20 protein-coding genes and 1 pseudogene are annotated in these 15,196 nt (G+C 60.5%); 13 read left to right on the forward strand and 8 right to left on the reverse strand.

Annotation, left to right across the window (positions count from 1 at the left end; genetic code table 11):
• Positions 1-87 precede the first annotated feature (87 nt).
• The gene (locus Q7S58_RS16355; protein ID WP_304828153.1) at positions 88-438 is read right to left on the reverse strand and encodes a hypothetical protein; all 351 of its coding nucleotides are present in this window, start codon (positions 436-438) and stop codon (positions 88-90) included.
• 45 nt (positions 439-483) lie between these two features.
• Positions 484-1,305 (reverse strand): universal stress protein, encoded by an 822-nt coding sequence (locus tag Q7S58_RS16360; protein ID WP_304828155.1) that lies wholly within the window; start codon positions 1,303-1,305, stop codon positions 484-486.
• A 288-nt stretch (positions 1,306-1,593) separates the two neighbouring features.
• On the opposite strand from Q7S58_RS16360, the gene Q7S58_RS16365 reads away from it, so the two are divergent.
• The 6 genes and pseudogenes from Q7S58_RS16365 to Q7S58_RS16390 form a co-directional block, all read left to right on the forward strand.
• A complete protein-coding gene (locus Q7S58_RS16365) occupies positions 1,594-1,893 on the forward strand; it encodes a GYD domain-containing protein (RefSeq protein ID WP_304828158.1) in 300 nt (99 codons plus the stop codon).
• Positions 1,894-1,953: 60 nt separating this feature from the next.
• A complete protein-coding gene (locus tag Q7S58_RS16370; protein ID WP_304828161.1) occupies positions 1,954-2,466 on the forward strand; it encodes a CBS domain-containing protein in 513 nt (170 codons plus the stop codon).
• Positions 2,467-2,481: 15 nt separating this feature from the next.
• Complete coding sequence (locus Q7S58_RS16375; RefSeq protein ID WP_304828164.1) at positions 2,482-3,024, forward strand: hypothetical protein; 543 nt, start codon at positions 2,482-2,484, stop codon at positions 3,022-3,024.
• Between the two features lie 49 nt (positions 3,025-3,073).
• Positions 3,074-3,268: a hypothetical protein gene (locus Q7S58_RS16380; RefSeq protein WP_304828167.1), complete on the forward strand. Its 195-nt coding sequence runs from the start codon at positions 3,074-3,076 to the stop codon at positions 3,266-3,268.
• A 101-nt stretch (positions 3,269-3,369) separates the two neighbouring features.
• Positions 3,370-4,338 carry a CapA family protein gene (locus Q7S58_RS16385; RefSeq protein ID WP_304828258.1) on the forward strand — a complete coding sequence of 323 codons (969 nt, stop codon included), beginning with the start codon at positions 3,370-3,372 and terminating at the stop codon, positions 4,336-4,338.
• Between the two features lie 254 nt (positions 4,339-4,592).
• A pseudogene (locus Q7S58_RS16390) lies at positions 4,593-4,847 on the forward strand (RNA polymerase subunit sigma-70); the annotation flags it as partial.
• 72 nt (positions 4,848-4,919) lie between these two features.
• On the opposite strand, the gene Q7S58_RS16395 reads toward Q7S58_RS16390, so the two are convergent.
• Together Q7S58_RS16395 and Q7S58_RS16400 are read right to left on the reverse strand one after the other, a co-directional pair.
• Positions 4,920-5,450, reverse strand: coding sequence for a hypothetical protein (locus Q7S58_RS16395; RefSeq protein ID WP_304828173.1), 531 nt, complete (start codon positions 5,448-5,450; stop codon positions 4,920-4,922).
• 289 nt (positions 5,451-5,739) lie between these two features.
• Positions 5,740-5,943, reverse strand: a complete 204-nt coding sequence (locus Q7S58_RS16400; RefSeq protein ID WP_304828176.1) for a hypothetical protein — start codon at positions 5,941-5,943, stop codon at positions 5,740-5,742.
• 319 nt (positions 5,944-6,262) lie between these two features.
• Here Q7S58_RS16400 and Q7S58_RS16405 point away from each other — a divergent pair, with 319 nt between their 5' ends.
• The 6 genes from Q7S58_RS16405 to Q7S58_RS16430 all read left to right on the forward strand — a co-directional run bounded on the left by Q7S58_RS16405 (position 6,263) and on the right by Q7S58_RS16430 (position 10,625).
• The gene (locus Q7S58_RS16405) at positions 6,263-8,032 is read left to right on the forward strand and encodes a gamma-glutamyltransferase family protein (RefSeq protein ID WP_304828179.1); all 1,770 of its coding nucleotides are present in this window, start codon (positions 6,263-6,265) and stop codon (positions 8,030-8,032) included.
• Between the two features lie 127 nt (positions 8,033-8,159).
• Positions 8,160-8,945, forward strand: a complete 786-nt coding sequence (locus Q7S58_RS16410; RefSeq protein WP_304828182.1) for a cyclase family protein — start codon at positions 8,160-8,162, stop codon at positions 8,943-8,945.
• 232 nt (positions 8,946-9,177) lie between these two features.
• Positions 9,178-9,492: a glycine zipper domain-containing protein gene (locus Q7S58_RS16415; RefSeq protein ID WP_304828185.1), complete on the forward strand. Its 315-nt coding sequence runs from the start codon at positions 9,178-9,180 to the stop codon at positions 9,490-9,492.
• 16 nt (positions 9,493-9,508) lie between these two features.
• Entirely contained in the window at positions 9,509-9,856 is a 348-nt protein-coding gene (locus Q7S58_RS16420) for a glycine zipper domain-containing protein (RefSeq protein ID WP_304828188.1), read from the forward strand.
• A 40-nt stretch (positions 9,857-9,896) separates the two neighbouring features.
• Complete coding sequence (locus Q7S58_RS16425; protein WP_304828191.1) at positions 9,897-10,244, forward strand: glycine zipper domain-containing protein; 348 nt, start codon at positions 9,897-9,899, stop codon at positions 10,242-10,244.
• A gap of 33 nt (positions 10,245-10,277) precedes the next feature.
• Entirely contained in the window at positions 10,278-10,625 is a 348-nt protein-coding gene (locus tag Q7S58_RS16430; protein WP_304828194.1) for a glycine zipper domain-containing protein, read from the forward strand.
• A 64-nt stretch (positions 10,626-10,689) separates the two neighbouring features.
• Here the strand turns inward: Q7S58_RS16430 and Q7S58_RS16435 are convergent, their stop codons facing one another.
• Together Q7S58_RS16435 and Q7S58_RS16440 are read right to left on the reverse strand one after the other, a co-directional pair.
• Entirely contained in the window at positions 10,690-11,493 is an 804-nt protein-coding gene (locus Q7S58_RS16435; RefSeq protein ID WP_304828197.1) for a methylated-DNA--[protein]-cysteine S-methyltransferase, read from the reverse strand.
• Between the two features lie 5 nt (positions 11,494-11,498).
• The gene (locus tag Q7S58_RS16440; protein WP_304828200.1) at positions 11,499-12,011 is read right to left on the reverse strand and encodes an RNA polymerase sigma factor; all 513 of its coding nucleotides are present in this window, start codon (positions 12,009-12,011) and stop codon (positions 11,499-11,501) included.
• 78 nt (positions 12,012-12,089) lie between these two features.
• On the opposite strand from Q7S58_RS16440, the gene Q7S58_RS16445 reads away from it, so the two are divergent.
• The gene (locus Q7S58_RS16445) at positions 12,090-12,785 is read left to right on the forward strand and encodes an NnrU family protein (RefSeq protein ID WP_304828203.1); all 696 of its coding nucleotides are present in this window, start codon (positions 12,090-12,092) and stop codon (positions 12,783-12,785) included.
• On the opposite strand, the gene Q7S58_RS16450 is transcribed toward Q7S58_RS16445, so the two are convergent.
• Entirely contained in the window at positions 12,779-13,576 is a 798-nt protein-coding gene (locus Q7S58_RS16450) for a TatD family hydrolase (RefSeq protein ID WP_304828206.1), read from the reverse strand. The genes Q7S58_RS16445 and Q7S58_RS16450 overlap by 7 nt on opposite strands.
• Positions 13,577-13,609: 33 nt before the next feature.
• Positions 13,610-15,160 carry a methionine--tRNA ligase gene (metG, locus tag Q7S58_RS16455; protein WP_304828209.1) on the reverse strand — a complete coding sequence of 517 codons (1,551 nt, stop codon included), beginning with the start codon at positions 15,158-15,160 and terminating at the stop codon, positions 13,610-13,612.
• Positions 15,161-15,196 lie beyond the last annotated feature (36 nt).

The raw sequence follows: 15,196 nt of genomic DNA on the forward strand, positions 1-15,196 counted from the left end.
TCGCGGCGCGTCTGGAAACAACGACAACCGGCCAACGGCGTTGCCAACCGCGTCAGCGGACCCTGCCCGAGACAAAGCGTGGACCATTCAGCACGTCACGTGGAGGATCGCATTCGTGTTCGCCGGATTCTTGCCAAGCTCCTTAATCGCCGCGCTCGTCGGCAGAATCATAATATCTACGTCGCGCCGGCGTGCCTCGAGTTTCACTTCGTCCATCACCGGGAGCGCGTCGTATTTTCCCGAGCCGACTATCAGCCGCCGGCATTTCCAGGGTATTTCCTCTTCCAGCGAAAGAGGAGTATGCCCGAACTGCTCGCGGAATTTCCGCGAGACTTTTTTCTTGCGCTTGCGAATCCTTCCACGGTCGATTACCACATCATGTTCGTATGCTTCGCCGTCGATTTCAATCGAGCCAAAAGTAAATTTGCCAAAATCCATCGCGGGCCACCTCTGACGTCCGTACGCGATCTGCTCGCGACCGTTCTAAGGCGATGCGCCGCGATTGGCCACGTCGGCAAAAACCTTGAGGATGTCGGAAGTCGTGATGACGCCGACGAGTTTTCGATTGTCGACCACCGGTAGTCCGTCCACTTCGCATTCTAATAATAGACGTGCAGCTTCCTGAAGAGAGGTCCTCGGAGAAGCCGCAATCACCTCGCGAGTCATCAGCAGTCCGATCGTGGTGTCAGGCGTCGCGTCGTTGAAGGCGATATCGCGATCGGTCACGATACCTATGACTTCGCTACCGTCCACCACGGGAACCCATCGAACGCGATTCCGAGCCATCACCTGGCGCACACCAGCGACGGTCGTATCTGCTGAGGTTGTCAGCGGCGCCACTGTCATATGCGTGCCGACCGCGTCTGGGTCGCCGCTCGCGCTCGGCCTTACGGTCACGACGGGGCAGATCGATTCGCGGACAACCCGTTCGGCCACACTGCCGGGAAATGCTTTCGGCTTGCTGCGGCTGACGTGAGTCGCGATAACGACGAGGTCGGCGTTGAGTTCCTCCTCGACACGGACAATGGCAATCGCCGGGTCGCCGGTTCGGGTAAGAACCTCATAGCGGAGGTCGCCGAGATGATCGTGGCAAATTCCCATCAGTCGTTCTTTGGCGACTTGCTCCTGAGCGACGGCTGCGTCGACCCCGGCCTGGGTCAGGCTCGAACTTACGGACGGGAGTACGTGCAGAACGTACACCGTGGCACCCGCGAGCCGAGCCAATTCGCCGGCCGTTAGCAGAGCCTTCAGCGAGTTTTCATCGAAATCGATCGGGCTGAGAACAATTCGAAATGACTGTGGCATTGTAGACTACCTTCTGCTTCTAATCTCAAGAACCATCCGGCGCGTGGCCGGCACTGTCCTCTTCTGTATCCGAATGTGACAGCCAAAAATGTTTGTTGGCTCGATCGGGAGCCGGCAATTTTGAACTCACGCGGCAGAAGTGGCTGTCTCACGTCCTGCTCTCACCTGAGCATCGCATGTGCCAATCAGGGGCTCAGGACTATCGACGATCTCTATGGGGAATAGCGGGCCCCGGCTTCGGCACACCTGATGCTCTACTTGTTGCCAAATCCAACGGGAGACATCGCAATGGCGACGTACATAATGCTTACGAGACTCTCACCAGAGGCGCTCAAAAGGCCGGAATCTGTAGTTGAACTCAACAAGCAAGTTGCAGAGCGAATCAAACGCGAATGCCCCGACGTAAAATGGATAGCCAACTACGCGGTTCTCGGACCCGCGGATTACGTCGATGTCTTCGAGGCCGATGATGCCGAGACCGCAACCAAGGTCTCGCTCCTGGTCCGCAGCGTCGGGCATGCAACCACCGAGACATGGATCGCAACGCCGTGGGATCGTTTCGCCGCGCTTGCAAAGACGCTGAAGTAACGGGCTTCGCGTGAACTCTGGATCGTCATGCGCTCGGCTACCTTGTCGAGGACATCAAAAATGATTGAAAAACCCAAAGCCCGTCGTACGCTTACCGTAGCTCGTCCCAAGGCGACAGCGCAGCGCAGCCCCAAAGGCAGTATGCGTATCGAGAACTGGATGGCCAAGCCGGTAATCACTGTCCGTCCCCACGATAGCGTGGCGGATGCGAGGAGGACGCTGGAGCAGCACAGGGTAAATCAGCTTCCGGTGGTGGTTAATGGAAGGTTGGTGGGAATCGTCACCGATCGCGACTTGCGCAGTGCTTCGGACGGCATGCGCGAGAGTGGGATGGCTGCAAGGGCAAACTTGATTCAAGAAGATGTGATTCCGGAAAATATTACGGTCGAAACGGTGATGTCGGCCAAGGTGATGAAGTTGAAGCCGCAGGACGCTATTGAGCGAGCCGCTCGTCTGATGCGCCGGGAGCGGATCGGCGGAATTCCGGTCGTGGATGGGAAGAAACTAGTGGGAATCATTACTCGCGCCGATATTCTCAAAGCGTTCATCGCGCTTAGTGGCAAAGCAAGTTAGCGGGGACTTCGTGCAATGAAAGGCACCGATAGACCGAAAGGCAAAGGCCTGATTCGCAGTCTGAGTCGCAAAGGTACGAGCTTCGACAAGAGCCCTCCTGTGGCCCGCCGGCGAGGGCCTTTCAAAGACCCCTCGGTATGCGAGCGGTGCGGGGCTGTCTATGAGCGCAAAAGTTGGCATCGGGCGGGCCGCATTACCACCGATAAGCTTTCCGGCGCCGCCTGGGTCATATGCCCTGCGTGCGCGGAAGCAAAAAGTGGCATCGCCTACGGGAAGATCCTGGTAAGCGGCGACTTCGCACGCGACCATCTGGATCAGATTCGCCGCCGCATTGCCAACGTCGACAGTCGTGCGAGGGCTAATCAACCGGAGCGACGGATACTATCCGCGGATTGGGATGGGGAGACGCTCGAGATACTGACAACCTCGCAAAAACTCGCTCATCGCATAGCCCGGGAGCTTGAGAAGGTCTTCGGCGGACGCGCGAAGTACCATTGGTCGGACGACGATGGCAGCTTGTTCGCGACCTGGAAGGGTGAGGCCGCTAGCAAACTCTGAAGTTGGCGGCCCTCCTCATCGCAACAATCAAAATCGGGAGTGAAACCAAATGCCTGAATTCGAGGGGAGATCCGAAATCGGCAGCTTCCAGGAAGCCATTGATGATGCTGTGGAGAAGGCCAGACAGTCAGAGCTCCGTGCGGAGATAACCGTTTCCTATCAGGTCACGAAGATCAGCGGGGCGCGTGGCGGAATTGCAGGCATCAACCGGATGTTCGTAGTGATCGAGGCAGAAGTGCATTGATCATCAAGCACACCTAGTTCGGCTTAGCGGTTTTGTGCGGCGGCTTACCGCCGAAGCTGTGTCGTTTCGGCGACAGGAGATAAAGCCAGGTGCAACTGGTGATGGTCGGCGATGTGATGCTGGGACGGGGTGTCAATGAGGCACTCAGGCAAGTCTGTCCCGAATATCCATGGGGCGACACCTTGCGACACTTTCATGAAGCGGACTGGCGGTTGTGCAATCTCGAATGTGTGATATCGGACCGAGGAGTTCCCTGGCGCTCCACTCCGAAGGTGTTTCACTTCCGTTCAGACGCCAGGAACATCGCCGTACTGACGGCGGCCGGCATCGATGCGGTATCGTTGGCAAACAACCACATCCTGGATTTCGGCTACGACGCGATGCGCGAGATGCTGGAACTGCTAGACGCCAACCACATCAAGCACGCAGGCGCGGGACTCAATCATTCGAGAGCTTTCGAGCCGGCGCTCTCGAACGTCGGAGGAATGACAATCGCGCTCATCGCTCTTACCGACAATGAGCCGCAATGGGAAGCGACGGCCGATAGGGCAGGGCTCGCCTACGTTCCGATCGATGTCGCAGACCAACGTGCGCAGGAACTCTTCGCGATGATCGGAGCCGCCAAACAGCGGGACGCAGTCGTTATCATTTCGGCACATTGGGGACCGAACTGGGGTTACGAGCCCCCAAAAGATCATATCCGTTTCGCACATCGTATGATCGATGAAGGAGCCGACATCATCTTCGGCCACTCGGGTCATGTCTTCCGCGGAATCGAACTCTATCGCGAGCGGCCGATTATCTACTGCGCGGGAAATTTCATAGACGACTACGCGATCGACGAATTCGAGCGCAATGACGAGTCGTTCATTTACGCGATCGACCTCGACGATCGCGTGCTCCCGCGAAGCATTCGTCTTTCGCCGACGATAATCGGGGACCGGCAGGCGCGAATGGCGGGAGTCCGCGCGCGAAGCATCGCGGCCAAGATGCAGGATCTTTGCACGAAGCTGAACACGTTCGCGAAATGGAACGACCGTGACCAACGCCTCGAAATACGAATCGGCTAGCCAAATCTCGATGGAGTCATCGTATGTGGCTTGAGTTCGGATCGTCGCGGGGATGCAGGTTGGATAGCGCGGGCGCGCGTCCGAAAGCGAGAGTAACTTCGATGACGACCAGACTGCGTGGTGCCAACGTCCTGCGTGATCGTCGTTTCCATCTGGACGATCTGGGGAATCAGTCTCGGCTGCTCGACTGACACGAGGGGAACGACTGCGCGCATCCCGTTTCGCGTCCCGGACCGCGAAGAGCTCCGCGACCGCCCGTGGTCGCGATCAATCGCAGTTTGGCGATCGCGGAAACGCAAGGTGCCAGCGCCGCGCTCGAAGCTCTGCAGAAAATTGCCGACGATTCACGGCTGGTCGAATACCAGCCATACTGGGCCGCGCGCGCGGAGCTGCTGGTCCGGACCGCTCACGACGAGGCGCGCGACGCGTATGAAATCGCGATCGGCCTCGAGCGCGACCCCGCGGTCCGCCGCTTCCTGCTCCGTCGCCAGTCAGCCGTGTCGATTTGACTCGCCGGGCGATGACCGTCCCGCTCGGTTCTTTGTAGCCGTATCAGCGCGCCCTTCGGCTATTCGAAAGTATTAGTGCCGCCGGCCCCTGCTCTTCGGGACGGTCACCGTCAGCACAGCGTCGTCCGTGCCCGTCGAATCGTCGCCGTCGCTGCAGGTCACGTCGATCGTGTACACGCGGGCGCCGTCGCGGGCGCATCGCTCAGCGCGAACGTCCACCGAGGTCGTCAGCGTCACCGTGTCATCTCCAGGAGGCCCCGAGATCACCGCTTTGCTGAAGCTAAAGTCCGGACCTTGCTTGCTGGTCCGCGCGCCGCATCCGTGGCCGCCTTCGTCGTCGTCACTCTGCTGATTCGAACTGATGTCGGTGACCTGCAATCCCAGCGTATCCCCATCACTCGTGGCCTCGCTTTCAGCAAACTTGATGCTGATGCTCTTCATCTTGTGATTCGGCGGCCACAGCGTAGTCGGAGTGTAAGTGATCACGCCGTCGCCGCAGGGCGCCGTCGCCGTCCCACCCGATTTCGGCGGCTTTGCAAACGCGCTGGAAGCGAACAACAGCACGATTACAGCCACTGCCGCGACTATGCCCGAACGATTCATATTTCCGATCATAATTTCCCCGACCATCCTCATCGCCGAAACGATTACGATTGAGCGATTGTAGCGTTTGCTTGAGACCATAATCCAGTTTAAGAAAACGCTCCCCTTGCGCGGCCAACAGGCAGCCGACGCAACAGTGGATATCGTAATCAGTGAGACTGCGAGGATTTAGCGAGATACGAGCGGCTTAATCGGCGCGAAGGCTCGGCGTGCTCGCGTAGCGCAACTTCAGCGCACACGTCCAGCGCACCGTCAGGCACGACGGTTTGCAGGCGCGGGAACCCGACCTCTACTCGACGACGACTTCGTCGGGGAAGAGGAATGTGGTGGCTCCGTCGTCGAACTGAACCAGGAACATACGCCGATCGAGATTATTCATCTCGCGCAGGATGCGCGGTTGTTCGCTAAAGCGAATGCGGCCTTCGTGGTCGCGCACTGGTTTTTGCAGTCGGCACACCCGTCCCACCACCGCCTCATTGTTTTCGCTGATCATCTTCTAATTTTCCAACCCCTCTATTTCCGGCCAACCGGTCATCAGCAACCCATTGCGGATATTAGCAAGCATCGGGCCACTTGTTTAGACCCCTGCGGAACAATCAAAAAGATTTGTCCAGAGGATGTGGAAAAAAGTTTTTTCGTCCGTTTCGCCATCGAAATCGCAAAATCTTCCAGCGCCGTCGCTCGCCCGCGCTTCCGATGCGATGCCATGCTGTGGTAACCGAATAGCGTCACTCGTCTCGCATTAAGTACACTGCAGTGGCTGGTTGAGGTACGCAGATCGCGAACAACACGCAATTCAGGAAGGTTCGCCTATGTCCACGGTCTATCCGCTCCTGATGGGGCGTCGCGCGATGATCGCGACCGAGCACTACCTCTCGGCCGCCGCCGGCGCCCAGATATTCGCTCATCACGGCAACGCTATCGACGCCGCGGTCGCCGCTACCTTCGTCGAAGGCGTCGTGAATCCGCATATGCACACGATCGGCGGCGAGGCGCCGATGCTGATTTATTCGGCATCTGCTGGGCGGGTAGTCTCCATCAACGGCAACATGATGGCGCCGGCGCGCGCCACGATCGAGCACTTCAAGTCGCTCGGAATCGATCTGATCCCCGCGTCGGGCCTGCTGGCCGCCGGTGTTCCAGCCGCGCTCGACGCGCTCCTCACCGCGCTCAAAACTTTTGGCACCAAGTCGTTGGCCGACGTCCTCGAGCCGGCCCTGGCGCTCGCCAGCGACGGCTTCCCGATGCACGTCGGGCTGTCGGGCGAAATCGCGGACGGAAGCGACGTTCCAGTCGGCGGAGCAGGCGCCTCGATCGCACAAAACGCCGCGCGCTATCTCAGGAACTGGCCCTCGACGGCGCGCGTTTACGTGCCCGACGGAAAAGTGCCGCGCCCCGGCGCAGTTATCAAAAATCCGGCGCTCGCGAATTTCTACATTCGGTTGCTCGAAGCCGAGGCTGGCGCGAACAAGAGCGGTCGCGAGGCGGGACTCGACGCCGCTCGCGATCGATTTTATCGCGGCGATATCGCGCGCGAGATCGTTGCATGGTCCGACGCGCAGGGCGGTCTGCTCGCCGATACCGATCTCGCCGGCTTCACCACCGCGATCGAAACGCCGGTGCACGCGAACTATCGCGGTGTCACGATGTTCAAGTGCGGGCCATGGTCGCAGGGTCCGGTATTCATTCAGCAACTGAAATTGCTCGAGGGATTCGACCTCGCCGCGATGGGCCACAACTCCGCCGACTACGTCCATACAATCGTCGAGGCCGCCAAACTTTCCTTTGCCGACCGCGAAGCATATTACGGCGATCCCAAGTTCACCGACGTGCCGATCGCAGCGCTGGTGAGCGATCGATACGCTGCGATCCGCCGCAACTTGATCGATCGCGAGCGCGCCTCGATCGAGCAAAGGCCCGGCGATCCGGCTGCGATGCGCGCGCTGCGCGATACGCCCGCGCAGGACGCGCGTCCGTGGGGCGGCGGCACGATTCACGTCACTGCCGCAGATCGCGACGGCAACATGATCGCGGTGACCGCCAGCGGCGGATGGATTCCCAGCTCACCCGTGATCGATGCGCTCGGCTTTCCGCTCGGCAGCCGGATGCAAACGTTCTACCTCGACGAGCGCCACGCCAACGCGCTCAAGCCCGGCAAGCGTCCGCGCACGACGCTGTCGCCGTCGCTTGCGATGCGCGCTGACGAGCCGTATCTCGCATTCGGCACGCCCGGCGGCGATCAGCAGGATCAATGGACGCTGCAGTTCTTTCTGAACGTCGTCGAGTTCGGGATGGATTTGCAGCGGGCGATCGAAGCGCCCAAATTTTCCACCGCGCACGCCCCCAGCACGTTCTATCCGCACAACAATTTTCCGGGTTTGGTGCGGATCGAAGATCGGATCGACGCCAAGGTGCGCGAGTCGCTCGCCGCGCGCGGACATCGTGTCGAAGTGCGGCCGCCGTGGTCCGAGGGCCACGTCCTCGCGGTGCAGTTCGATCGCACGACCGGCGTGCTGTCCGGCGGCGCCGATCCGCGCGGACAGGCGATACCCGTGATGCCGGCGCAGGTGATCGGCTGGTGAACGCCGCGGAGCTGATTCGGGCCGCAGGGCCGAATCGCATTTGAATTGAGACCGCCGAGTCGCAAGTGAATGAAAGCCCCGAGTCCGAGCGAACGCGGAGGCGAGGGCAATATGGAGGAATCCACGCGTGAGATTAGCCGCACTCGCGATCGGTTTGATCGCCCTCGGCGCGACCCGGCTCGGCTATTCGGCGGAGTCGATCCATTCCTCGAAAATCGTGGACCTAACCTACACGTTCGACGACAAAACGATTTACTGGCCGACTGAGAAGGGCTTCGTGCACGAATTCGAAAAATACGGCGAGACCGCCGAGCACTATTTTTACTCGTCCGCAAAGTACGTCGCGCCCGAGCACGGCGGCACTCACACCGACGCGCCGATTCATTTCAACGAACACGGCATCACGCTCGATCAGGTTCCGCTCGCCGACTGTATTGGTCCCGCCGCGGTGATCGATTTCTCCGCGCGCGCCGCCAGCAATCCCGACGCAACTCTGAGCGTCGATGACATTAAGGCATACGAGAGCGCGAACGGCGCGATTCCCGACGGCGCGATCGTCGTCGCGCGCTCCGGATGGGGCAAGTACTGGCCCGATCGCAAGCGCTACATGGGTACCGACATCCCCGATGATGTCGCGGGCTTGCACTTTCCGGGCTTTTCGCCGGAAGCGGCGAATTATCTACTAACGAATCGTAAGGTTGCGGCGATCGCGATCGACACCGCGAGTATCGATCCCGGCACGGCCGCTGATTTCCCGGTTCATCGCATTTGGCTCGGCGCCAACAAGCCAGGCTTCGAAAACGTCGCGAATGCGGATCGATTGCCACCCAAGGGCGCGACGATTTTCTGCATCCCGATGAAAATCGGCAAAGGCACCGGCGGTCCGACCCGCATTTTCGCGGTGCTTCCGTGACGATGCGCCGCGGCGAAAATCAGGCTGCGATCAAAATCGCGCGCGGATGCCGAACGTCTACACTAAATGGGTTGATCGTGTTCGCAGAAGGTAGAAAACTACGGACTCGATAACAGGAACGTCCGCCTGGATGCGATCACATTCAGCTCATCTGTGCGGGCATGGAAACTGCTCATATTCGGAGGAGAAGCCTGTGCTAAATCGCGCAGCGTCGCTAACCAGGATCCTTTTCGTGGCAGCGGCAATTGTCACCGCCGTGGGATGTTCAGGGGAGCCGCTGTCGACGCGGGAAAAAGGCACCTTCCTTGGGACGGGCATTGGCGCTGCAACTGGCGCTATAATCGGAGCAGCGGTCGGCGCTCCGGGCGCGGGCGCAGCAATCGGAGCGGGCGTCGGCGCGCTTGGCGGATACGCTGTCGGCAACGAGATGCAGAATCGGGAAAAGCAGCAGGCGCAAACTCAGTCTCAGCTCAGTTCCCAGCAGCGTGAGATCCAGCAGCAGCAACAGCAGATTCAACAACTCAAATCGCAGCAGGAGACCCAATAGCCCGGAGTTAACGATCATGCTGAGACACAAAATTGTGACGGCATCCTTCGCGCTTGCCGCCGTGTTTGTGATCGCAGGATGCTCGGGCTCTCCGCTTTCGACGCGCGAGAAAGGCACGCTCGGCGGCGCGGGCCTCGGCGCGGCGACCGGCGCGATCATCGGCGCTGCGGTGGGCGCTCCCGGCGCGGGCGCGGCGATCGGCGCGGGCCTCGGCGGCGTCACCGGATTTGCAGTCGGCAACGAGATGCAGAATCGGGAACAGCAGCAGGCGCAAACTCAGTCTCAGCTCAGTTCCCAGCAGCGTGAGATCCAGCAGCAGCAACAGCAGATTCAACAACTCAAATCGCAGCAGGAAACCGAATAACACATTGACTCGTACTTTTAGTAAGAACGCAGGAGGCAGCATGTACACAACCAAAGGAATGATCGCGAGCATTGCGCTGGCGGCCGCTCTTTTCATTACAGGATGTTCAGGTCAGCCGCTCTCGACTCGTGAAAAAGGCACGCTCGGCGGCGCGGCTCTCGGCGCAGGCGCGGGCGCAATCGTCGGCGCGGCGGTCGGATCGCCCGGCGCAGGCGCGGCGATCGGCGCGGGCCTCGGCGGCGTGACGGGCTACGCAGTCGGCAGCTCGATGCAGAATACCGAGAACGCCAACGCGCAGACGCAGTCGCAGGTCCAGCAGCAGCAGCAGCAACTCGAGCAGCAGCGACAGCAGATTCAGCAGCTAAAGTCGCAGCAGGAGACCGAGTAACGGAATTTCGTATCCTTGGGAGGGGATTCTTTTATGCACAAATTCGATCGGATTATCGCAGCGATGGCGCTGGCGGGCGCCGTGATGATCGCCGGATGCTCCGGGACTCCGCTTTCAACGCGTGAAAAGGGCACTCTCGGCGGCGCGGCGATCGGCGCGGGCACTGGCGCGATCATCGGTGCGGCGGTCGGCTCTCCCGGCGCGGGCGCCGCGATCGGCGGTGCGCTCGGCGGCGTGACGGGCTACGCGGTCGGCAACTCGATGCAGAACCAGGAGAACGTCAACGCGCAAACTCAGACACAAGTGTCCGAGCAGCAGCGCGAGATCGAACGCCAGCGCCAGCAGATCCGGCAATTGAAGTCGCAGCAGGAAACCGAATAGTCGACGCTCGCGGCGATGGGCACAATTGGGGAGGCGCCGATCGCGGCGCCTCCTTTCTTTTCGCTCACGCCGGACGGCAAAGCTTGCACGGCCGAAGCCCCGCGTGCGACGCGCAGTCCGGATCGGCGAAGATCAGCATCCGCGACGGATTCGCGCGCTTCGCCGCCGAGCAATCCGGCCGGCAGAAAATGTGCGTCTGCGAATGCCCCAGCACAGCCTGCTGCGGCAATCTCAGATCGCGCCCGACTTTGAACCCTTCCGCGCGCAGCAACTTGATTTTATTGTCGACGCCGCCGCCGTAGTTGCCGATCGATCCGTCGGACTTCACCACCCGATGACACGGCACCACGATCGGAAGCGGATTCGACGCCATCGTGTTGCCGATCGCGCGCTGGCTGTCGGGCTTGCCCACCGCCGCGGCCAGGCCCTGGTACGTGATCACCGAACCGGCCGGCACCTTTTGTAACGCCGTCAGCGCGCGGCGCTGAAACTCGCTCTCGACCACGCTCAAATCCACGCGGCGTGACATCACGCTCGCATCGCCGTCGAAGTAGCGCTTGATCTCGGCGCCAATTCGCTCAGTGCTGGCTTGATTTTCGATCAGGTCGAAACGCTTGCGGAGCATCGCGAGCGGACGATCCGCGTCGCTGATGAACAAGTAATGAATAGTTGCCAAACCGCGATCGCTCTCCGCGATCAGCAGCTTGCCGAGCGGCGACGGCACCACGCCGACGCGCGCCGCGGGCCGCCGGATATCCTTCATCGCGCGCGCGATTCCGCGATGCGCCGTGCTGATCATGTCGTCGAGCGCGCGAGCGTCGATCGCCGGCGCCGATGCGGATTTGTTGGTTGCTTGATTAGTACTCATCCTCGTCACCCGTCGGTCTTCAGTTTTTTCAGTGCGAGATAGACGCTGGCGCGCGCACTATCCGCCGAGCAATCCAGCGCCGCGCCGATTTCCTCGTATGCGAGCCCCGCGAATTTTCGCATCACCAGCGCTTTGCCCTGATTGCCCGGCAATTTCGCGATCGCTCGCTTCAGGTGCAGGACGCCGTCCGGTCCGCCGCGCGCCTCGAACGACGCCAGCTCCGCGAACGCATCCGCGTCGGCCAGTTCGTCGTCGATCACGCGCTTGCGCCGTGTTTTGTCGCGCACGCGATTGCGGCAGAGATTCGACGCGATTCGAAAAATCCATGGCCGCAATCCGTCTTCCGACTGCAGCGTCGGATACGCCCGATACGCCCGCAGCCACGTCTCCTGGAACAGATCCAGCGCGTCGTCGCGATTGCCGGTCGAGCGCACCAGGAATCGCATAATCTCGCGCTCCATCGATCGCACCGCGTCGTCGAATGGCGGCGGAAGATTGAGCTTCTCGACAGCACCCATCACAATATCTATAACCCCAGGCAGTCGAGTTCGTGAATTCAGCGGCGCCGTTTATGTCGCGAAGGAGGATTCCAGGCAATGACCGCCAGCGCGTGGATTGCACTCTGGGCGATACTGTTCGTCTTAAGCCATCTAGTGATTTCGTCGAGCCGCGTGCGCCCGCGACTCGTCGCCGCCGTCGGCGAGCAGCCGTATCGCGGAATTTATTCGCTGATCGCATTCGGCACGCTGGGGCCGCTCATTTACGAATTCTCGTATCACAAGCACGCGGGCCCGATGCTCTGGTATTTTCGCGACAGCGCATCGATGCGCACGCTCACGTGGATCCTGATGTTCATCGCGCTGATTCTTTTTGCCGCGAGCCTGATCAACCCAAATCCTGGCGGCCTCGGCGCTCCGACCACCAACGTCGAGCCGCACGGCGTGCTCAAAATCACGCGTCATCCGGGCTTCGTCGCGTTTAGCCTGTTCGGCCTCGCGCATCTGCCGATGAACGGATGGGCCGGCGATGTGATTTTCTTCGGGATGTTTCCGGTGATTTCGATCGCCGGCGGACTCCATCAGGATCGCCGCAAGCTGCGCGAAATCGGCGACAGCTATCGCCAGTTCGTGGCGAAGACTTCGTTCATTCCGTTCGGCGCGCTCGCCACCGGCCGCCAACATTGGAATCGCGGCGATCTACCCTGGGTCGCGATCGCGATTGGCTTGGCACTCGGACTCGCGATCGTTTTCCTCCACCCGTTTATCTTCGGTGGCAATCCCGCCGCTTACTGATTTTCCGGAAACGCGCCGAGTCCGAACAGCAACGACGCATTCGCGATCACTTGCGCACCCATCGCCGCCACCTCGACCTTCCTCAGCTGCGCGAGCACTTCGAGCGTTCTCATCACATACGCCGGCTCGTTGCGCTGGCCGCGATACGGCTCCGGCGCAAGATACGGTGCGTCGGTCTCAACCATCACGCGATCGTCGGGAATCGTCGGCGCAGCGGCGCGAATCGCGCGCGCATTTTTGAACGTGAGAATCCCCGAAAACGAAATGTGGAACCCGAGCGCGACAAAATCTCGCGCAGCGTTCGTGTCGCCGGTGAAGCAATGAATCACGCCGCCGCGGCGCGGCATCCCGACCTCGCGCACGATCTCGACTATTCGCGCCTCCGCGTCGCGGCAATGAATCACGATCGGCAGTTCGAGTTCGGCCGCCAATTCCAGATGCCGCCGCAGCGACGCTTCCTGCGCTTCCGCCGGCGAGTGCATGTAATGAAAATCGAGTCCGCTCTCGCCGATCGCGACGATTGTTTTCGACGATGCGAGCTCTCGCAGCGCCGCGATTCGCTCACGTGTGCAGTCCTTCGCGTCGTGCGGATGCACTCCCACTGCCGCATACACGTTTGCGTGCCGCTCCGCGATCTCGACCGTCAGCCGATCGTTTTCGATTGCTCCGATCGCACCGACCGTGACGATCTGCGCGACGCCCGCCTCGTGAGCCCGCTCGATCGCCGCCTCCACGTCGCCGCAGAACTTCGCATCCGCAAGATGACAATGCGTATCGATCACGGTCGTCATTATTGAATCCGCGTTCTTCGATTGTGCCGATGTCTAAGCGCGCGCTTTCTTGTCGATTCGCGGGAATAGCGGCGTCGTCGCCTTCACGCGATGCCCGCGCGGGATGCCTTTTCCATACGGCGCGCGCGCCATCTGCTCATCGACATTCAGCAGCTCGAGAATTTTCTTCGACGTCGCCGGCATGAACGGCTCGAGCGTATCTGCGATCACGCGCAACCCTTCGACCAGGTTCGCCAATATCTGCGCGACGCGCGGCAGGCTCGACGATTCCTTCGCCAGCGTGAACGGCGAAGTCGCCACGATATACTTGTTCGCGACATCAAGCGCCTGCCAGATCGTTTCGAGCGCGCGATTGAACGCCAGCTCTTCGACTTGCGGCGCGACGCGCGCGCCGAGCGACGCGAACGTCCCGGCTAGCGCGGCATCTTGCGCGTCGCCACCCGCACCCGGCGTCGCCGTGATATCTCCGTTGAAATAGCGCGCCGCCATCGAAAGCACGCGGCTCGTCAAATTGCCGAGATCGTTGGCGAGGTCCGCGTTGAATCGATCGATCAACCGGTCTTCTGAAAAATCGCCGTCGAGTCCGTACACGAATTCGCGCAGCACGAAATAGCGCAGAACGTCCGCGCCGTACTTCTCAGCAAGTTCAACCGGGTCAATGATGTTGCCGGAACTTTTCGAGAACCGCTCGCCGCCATAATTCAAAAATCCATGAACGTTGAGATGCCGAAAGAGCGGCAGCCCCAGCGCGAGCAGCATCGCCGGCCAGTACACCGCGTGCGTCTTCAGGATGTCCTTGCCGATGAAATGCTCCGTCGCCGGAAGAATCTGTTTGAGCAATGCCTCATCGCCCGTTGGGGAGAGCGGACTTAGATACGCCCAGAATGCGTCATACCAGACGTAGGTGACGAAATTGGCATCGAACGGCAGGTCGATTCCCCAGTCCAGGCGCGCTTTCGGCCGCGAGATACTGAGATCGCTCAGCGGCTCGTCGAGCATCCTGAGCGCCTCGTTGCGATAGCGGTCCGGCCGGATGAAGTCCGCATTCTGCTCGATGTGCGCACGAATGGCTTCGCGATACTTTTCGAGCTTGAGAAAATAGTTGCCCTCTTTGACCAGTTCGACTGGCCGATTGTGCGCAGGACAAATCTTCCCGTCGATAAGTTCCTTCTCGGTGTAGAAGCGCTCGCAGCCGACGCAGTAGAGCCCTTCGTAATCCTTGAAGTAGATGTCGCCGCGCTCATATGTGCGCCGCAGCATCTCCTGTACGAACGTCTCATGCGCCGGATCCGTCGTCCGCACGAAATAGTCGTACTCGATCGAAAGCTTGGCGTCGGCGTCGCGAAACAACGAACTGATCTTGTCGGCAAACGCCTTCGGGCTGAGGTTCTGCGCCGCCGCCGCGTCGCGATTTTTCTGCCCGTGCTCGTCGGTGCCGGTGACGAACGTCACATTCGCGCGGCCCAGCTTTCGCTTTTGATATCGGGCGAAAGTATCCGTCGCGAGGAACTCCCACGCGTGCCCGATATGCGGCGGTCCATTGCTGTAGAAAATCGCCGTGGTGATATGGATGCGGTCGGCCATCTGATTTACGAGGATAGCGGGCCGTTGCGATTCAGG

This window comes from Candidatus Binatus sp., from assembly GCF_030646925.1.
Taxonomy (GTDB): domain Bacteria; phylum Desulfobacterota; class Binatia; order Binatales; family Binataceae; genus Binatus.

What these genes read in the sequence shown, in the direction of transcription:
- Q7S58_RS16425 (WP_304828191.1), top strand. Translation starts at nt 9,897, where the DNA reads ATGTACACAACCAAAGGAATGATCGCGAGCATTGCGCTGGCGGCCGCT.
- Q7S58_RS16405 (WP_304828179.1), top strand. Translation starts at nt 6,263, where the DNA reads ATGTCCACGGTCTATCCGCTCCTGATGGGGCGTCGCGCGATGATCGCG.
- Q7S58_RS16370 (WP_304828161.1), top strand. Translation starts at nt 1,954, where the DNA reads ATGATTGAAAAACCCAAAGCCCGTCGTACGCTTACCGTAGCTCGTCCC.
- Q7S58_RS16435 (WP_304828197.1), bottom strand. Translation starts at nt 11,493, where the DNA reads ATGAGTACTAATCAAGCAACCAACAAATCCGCATCGGCGCCGGCGATC.
- Q7S58_RS16420 (WP_304828188.1), top strand. Translation starts at nt 9,509, where the DNA reads ATGCTGAGACACAAAATTGTGACGGCATCCTTCGCGCTTGCCGCCGTG.
- Q7S58_RS16355 (WP_304828153.1), bottom strand. Translation starts at nt 438, where the DNA reads ATGGATTTTGGCAAATTTACTTTTGGCTCGATTGAAATCGACGGCGAA.
- Q7S58_RS16360 (WP_304828155.1), bottom strand. Translation starts at nt 1,305, where the DNA reads ATGCCACAGTCATTTCGAATTGTTCTCAGCCCGATCGATTTCGATGAA.
- Q7S58_RS16385 (WP_304828258.1), top strand. Translation starts at nt 3,370, where the DNA reads ATGGTCGGCGATGTGATGCTGGGACGGGGTGTCAATGAGGCACTCAGG.
- Q7S58_RS16400 (WP_304828176.1), bottom strand. Translation starts at nt 5,943, where the DNA reads ATGATCAGCGAAAACAATGAGGCGGTGGTGGGACGGGTGTGCCGACTG.
- Q7S58_RS16430 (WP_304828194.1), top strand. Translation starts at nt 10,278, where the DNA reads ATGCACAAATTCGATCGGATTATCGCAGCGATGGCGCTGGCGGGCGCC.
- Q7S58_RS16380 (WP_304828167.1), top strand. Translation starts at nt 3,074, where the DNA reads ATGCCTGAATTCGAGGGGAGATCCGAAATCGGCAGCTTCCAGGAAGCC.
- Q7S58_RS16375 (WP_304828164.1), top strand. Translation starts at nt 2,482, where the DNA reads ATGAAAGGCACCGATAGACCGAAAGGCAAAGGCCTGATTCGCAGTCTG.
- metG (WP_304828209.1), bottom strand. Translation starts at nt 15,160, where the DNA reads ATGGCCGACCGCATCCATATCACCACGGCGATTTTCTACAGCAATGGA.
- Q7S58_RS16450 (WP_304828206.1), bottom strand. Translation starts at nt 13,576, where the DNA reads ATGACGACCGTGATCGATACGCATTGTCATCTTGCGGATGCGAAGTTC.
- Q7S58_RS16445 (WP_304828203.1), top strand. Translation starts at nt 12,090, where the DNA reads ATGACCGCCAGCGCGTGGATTGCACTCTGGGCGATACTGTTCGTCTTA.
- Q7S58_RS16440 (WP_304828200.1), bottom strand. Translation starts at nt 12,011, where the DNA reads ATGGGTGCTGTCGAGAAGCTCAATCTTCCGCCGCCATTCGACGACGCG.
- Q7S58_RS16395 (WP_304828173.1), bottom strand. Translation starts at nt 5,450, where the DNA reads ATGAATCGTTCGGGCATAGTCGCGGCAGTGGCTGTAATCGTGCTGTTG.
- Q7S58_RS16365 (WP_304828158.1), top strand. Translation starts at nt 1,594, where the DNA reads ATGGCGACGTACATAATGCTTACGAGACTCTCACCAGAGGCGCTCAAA.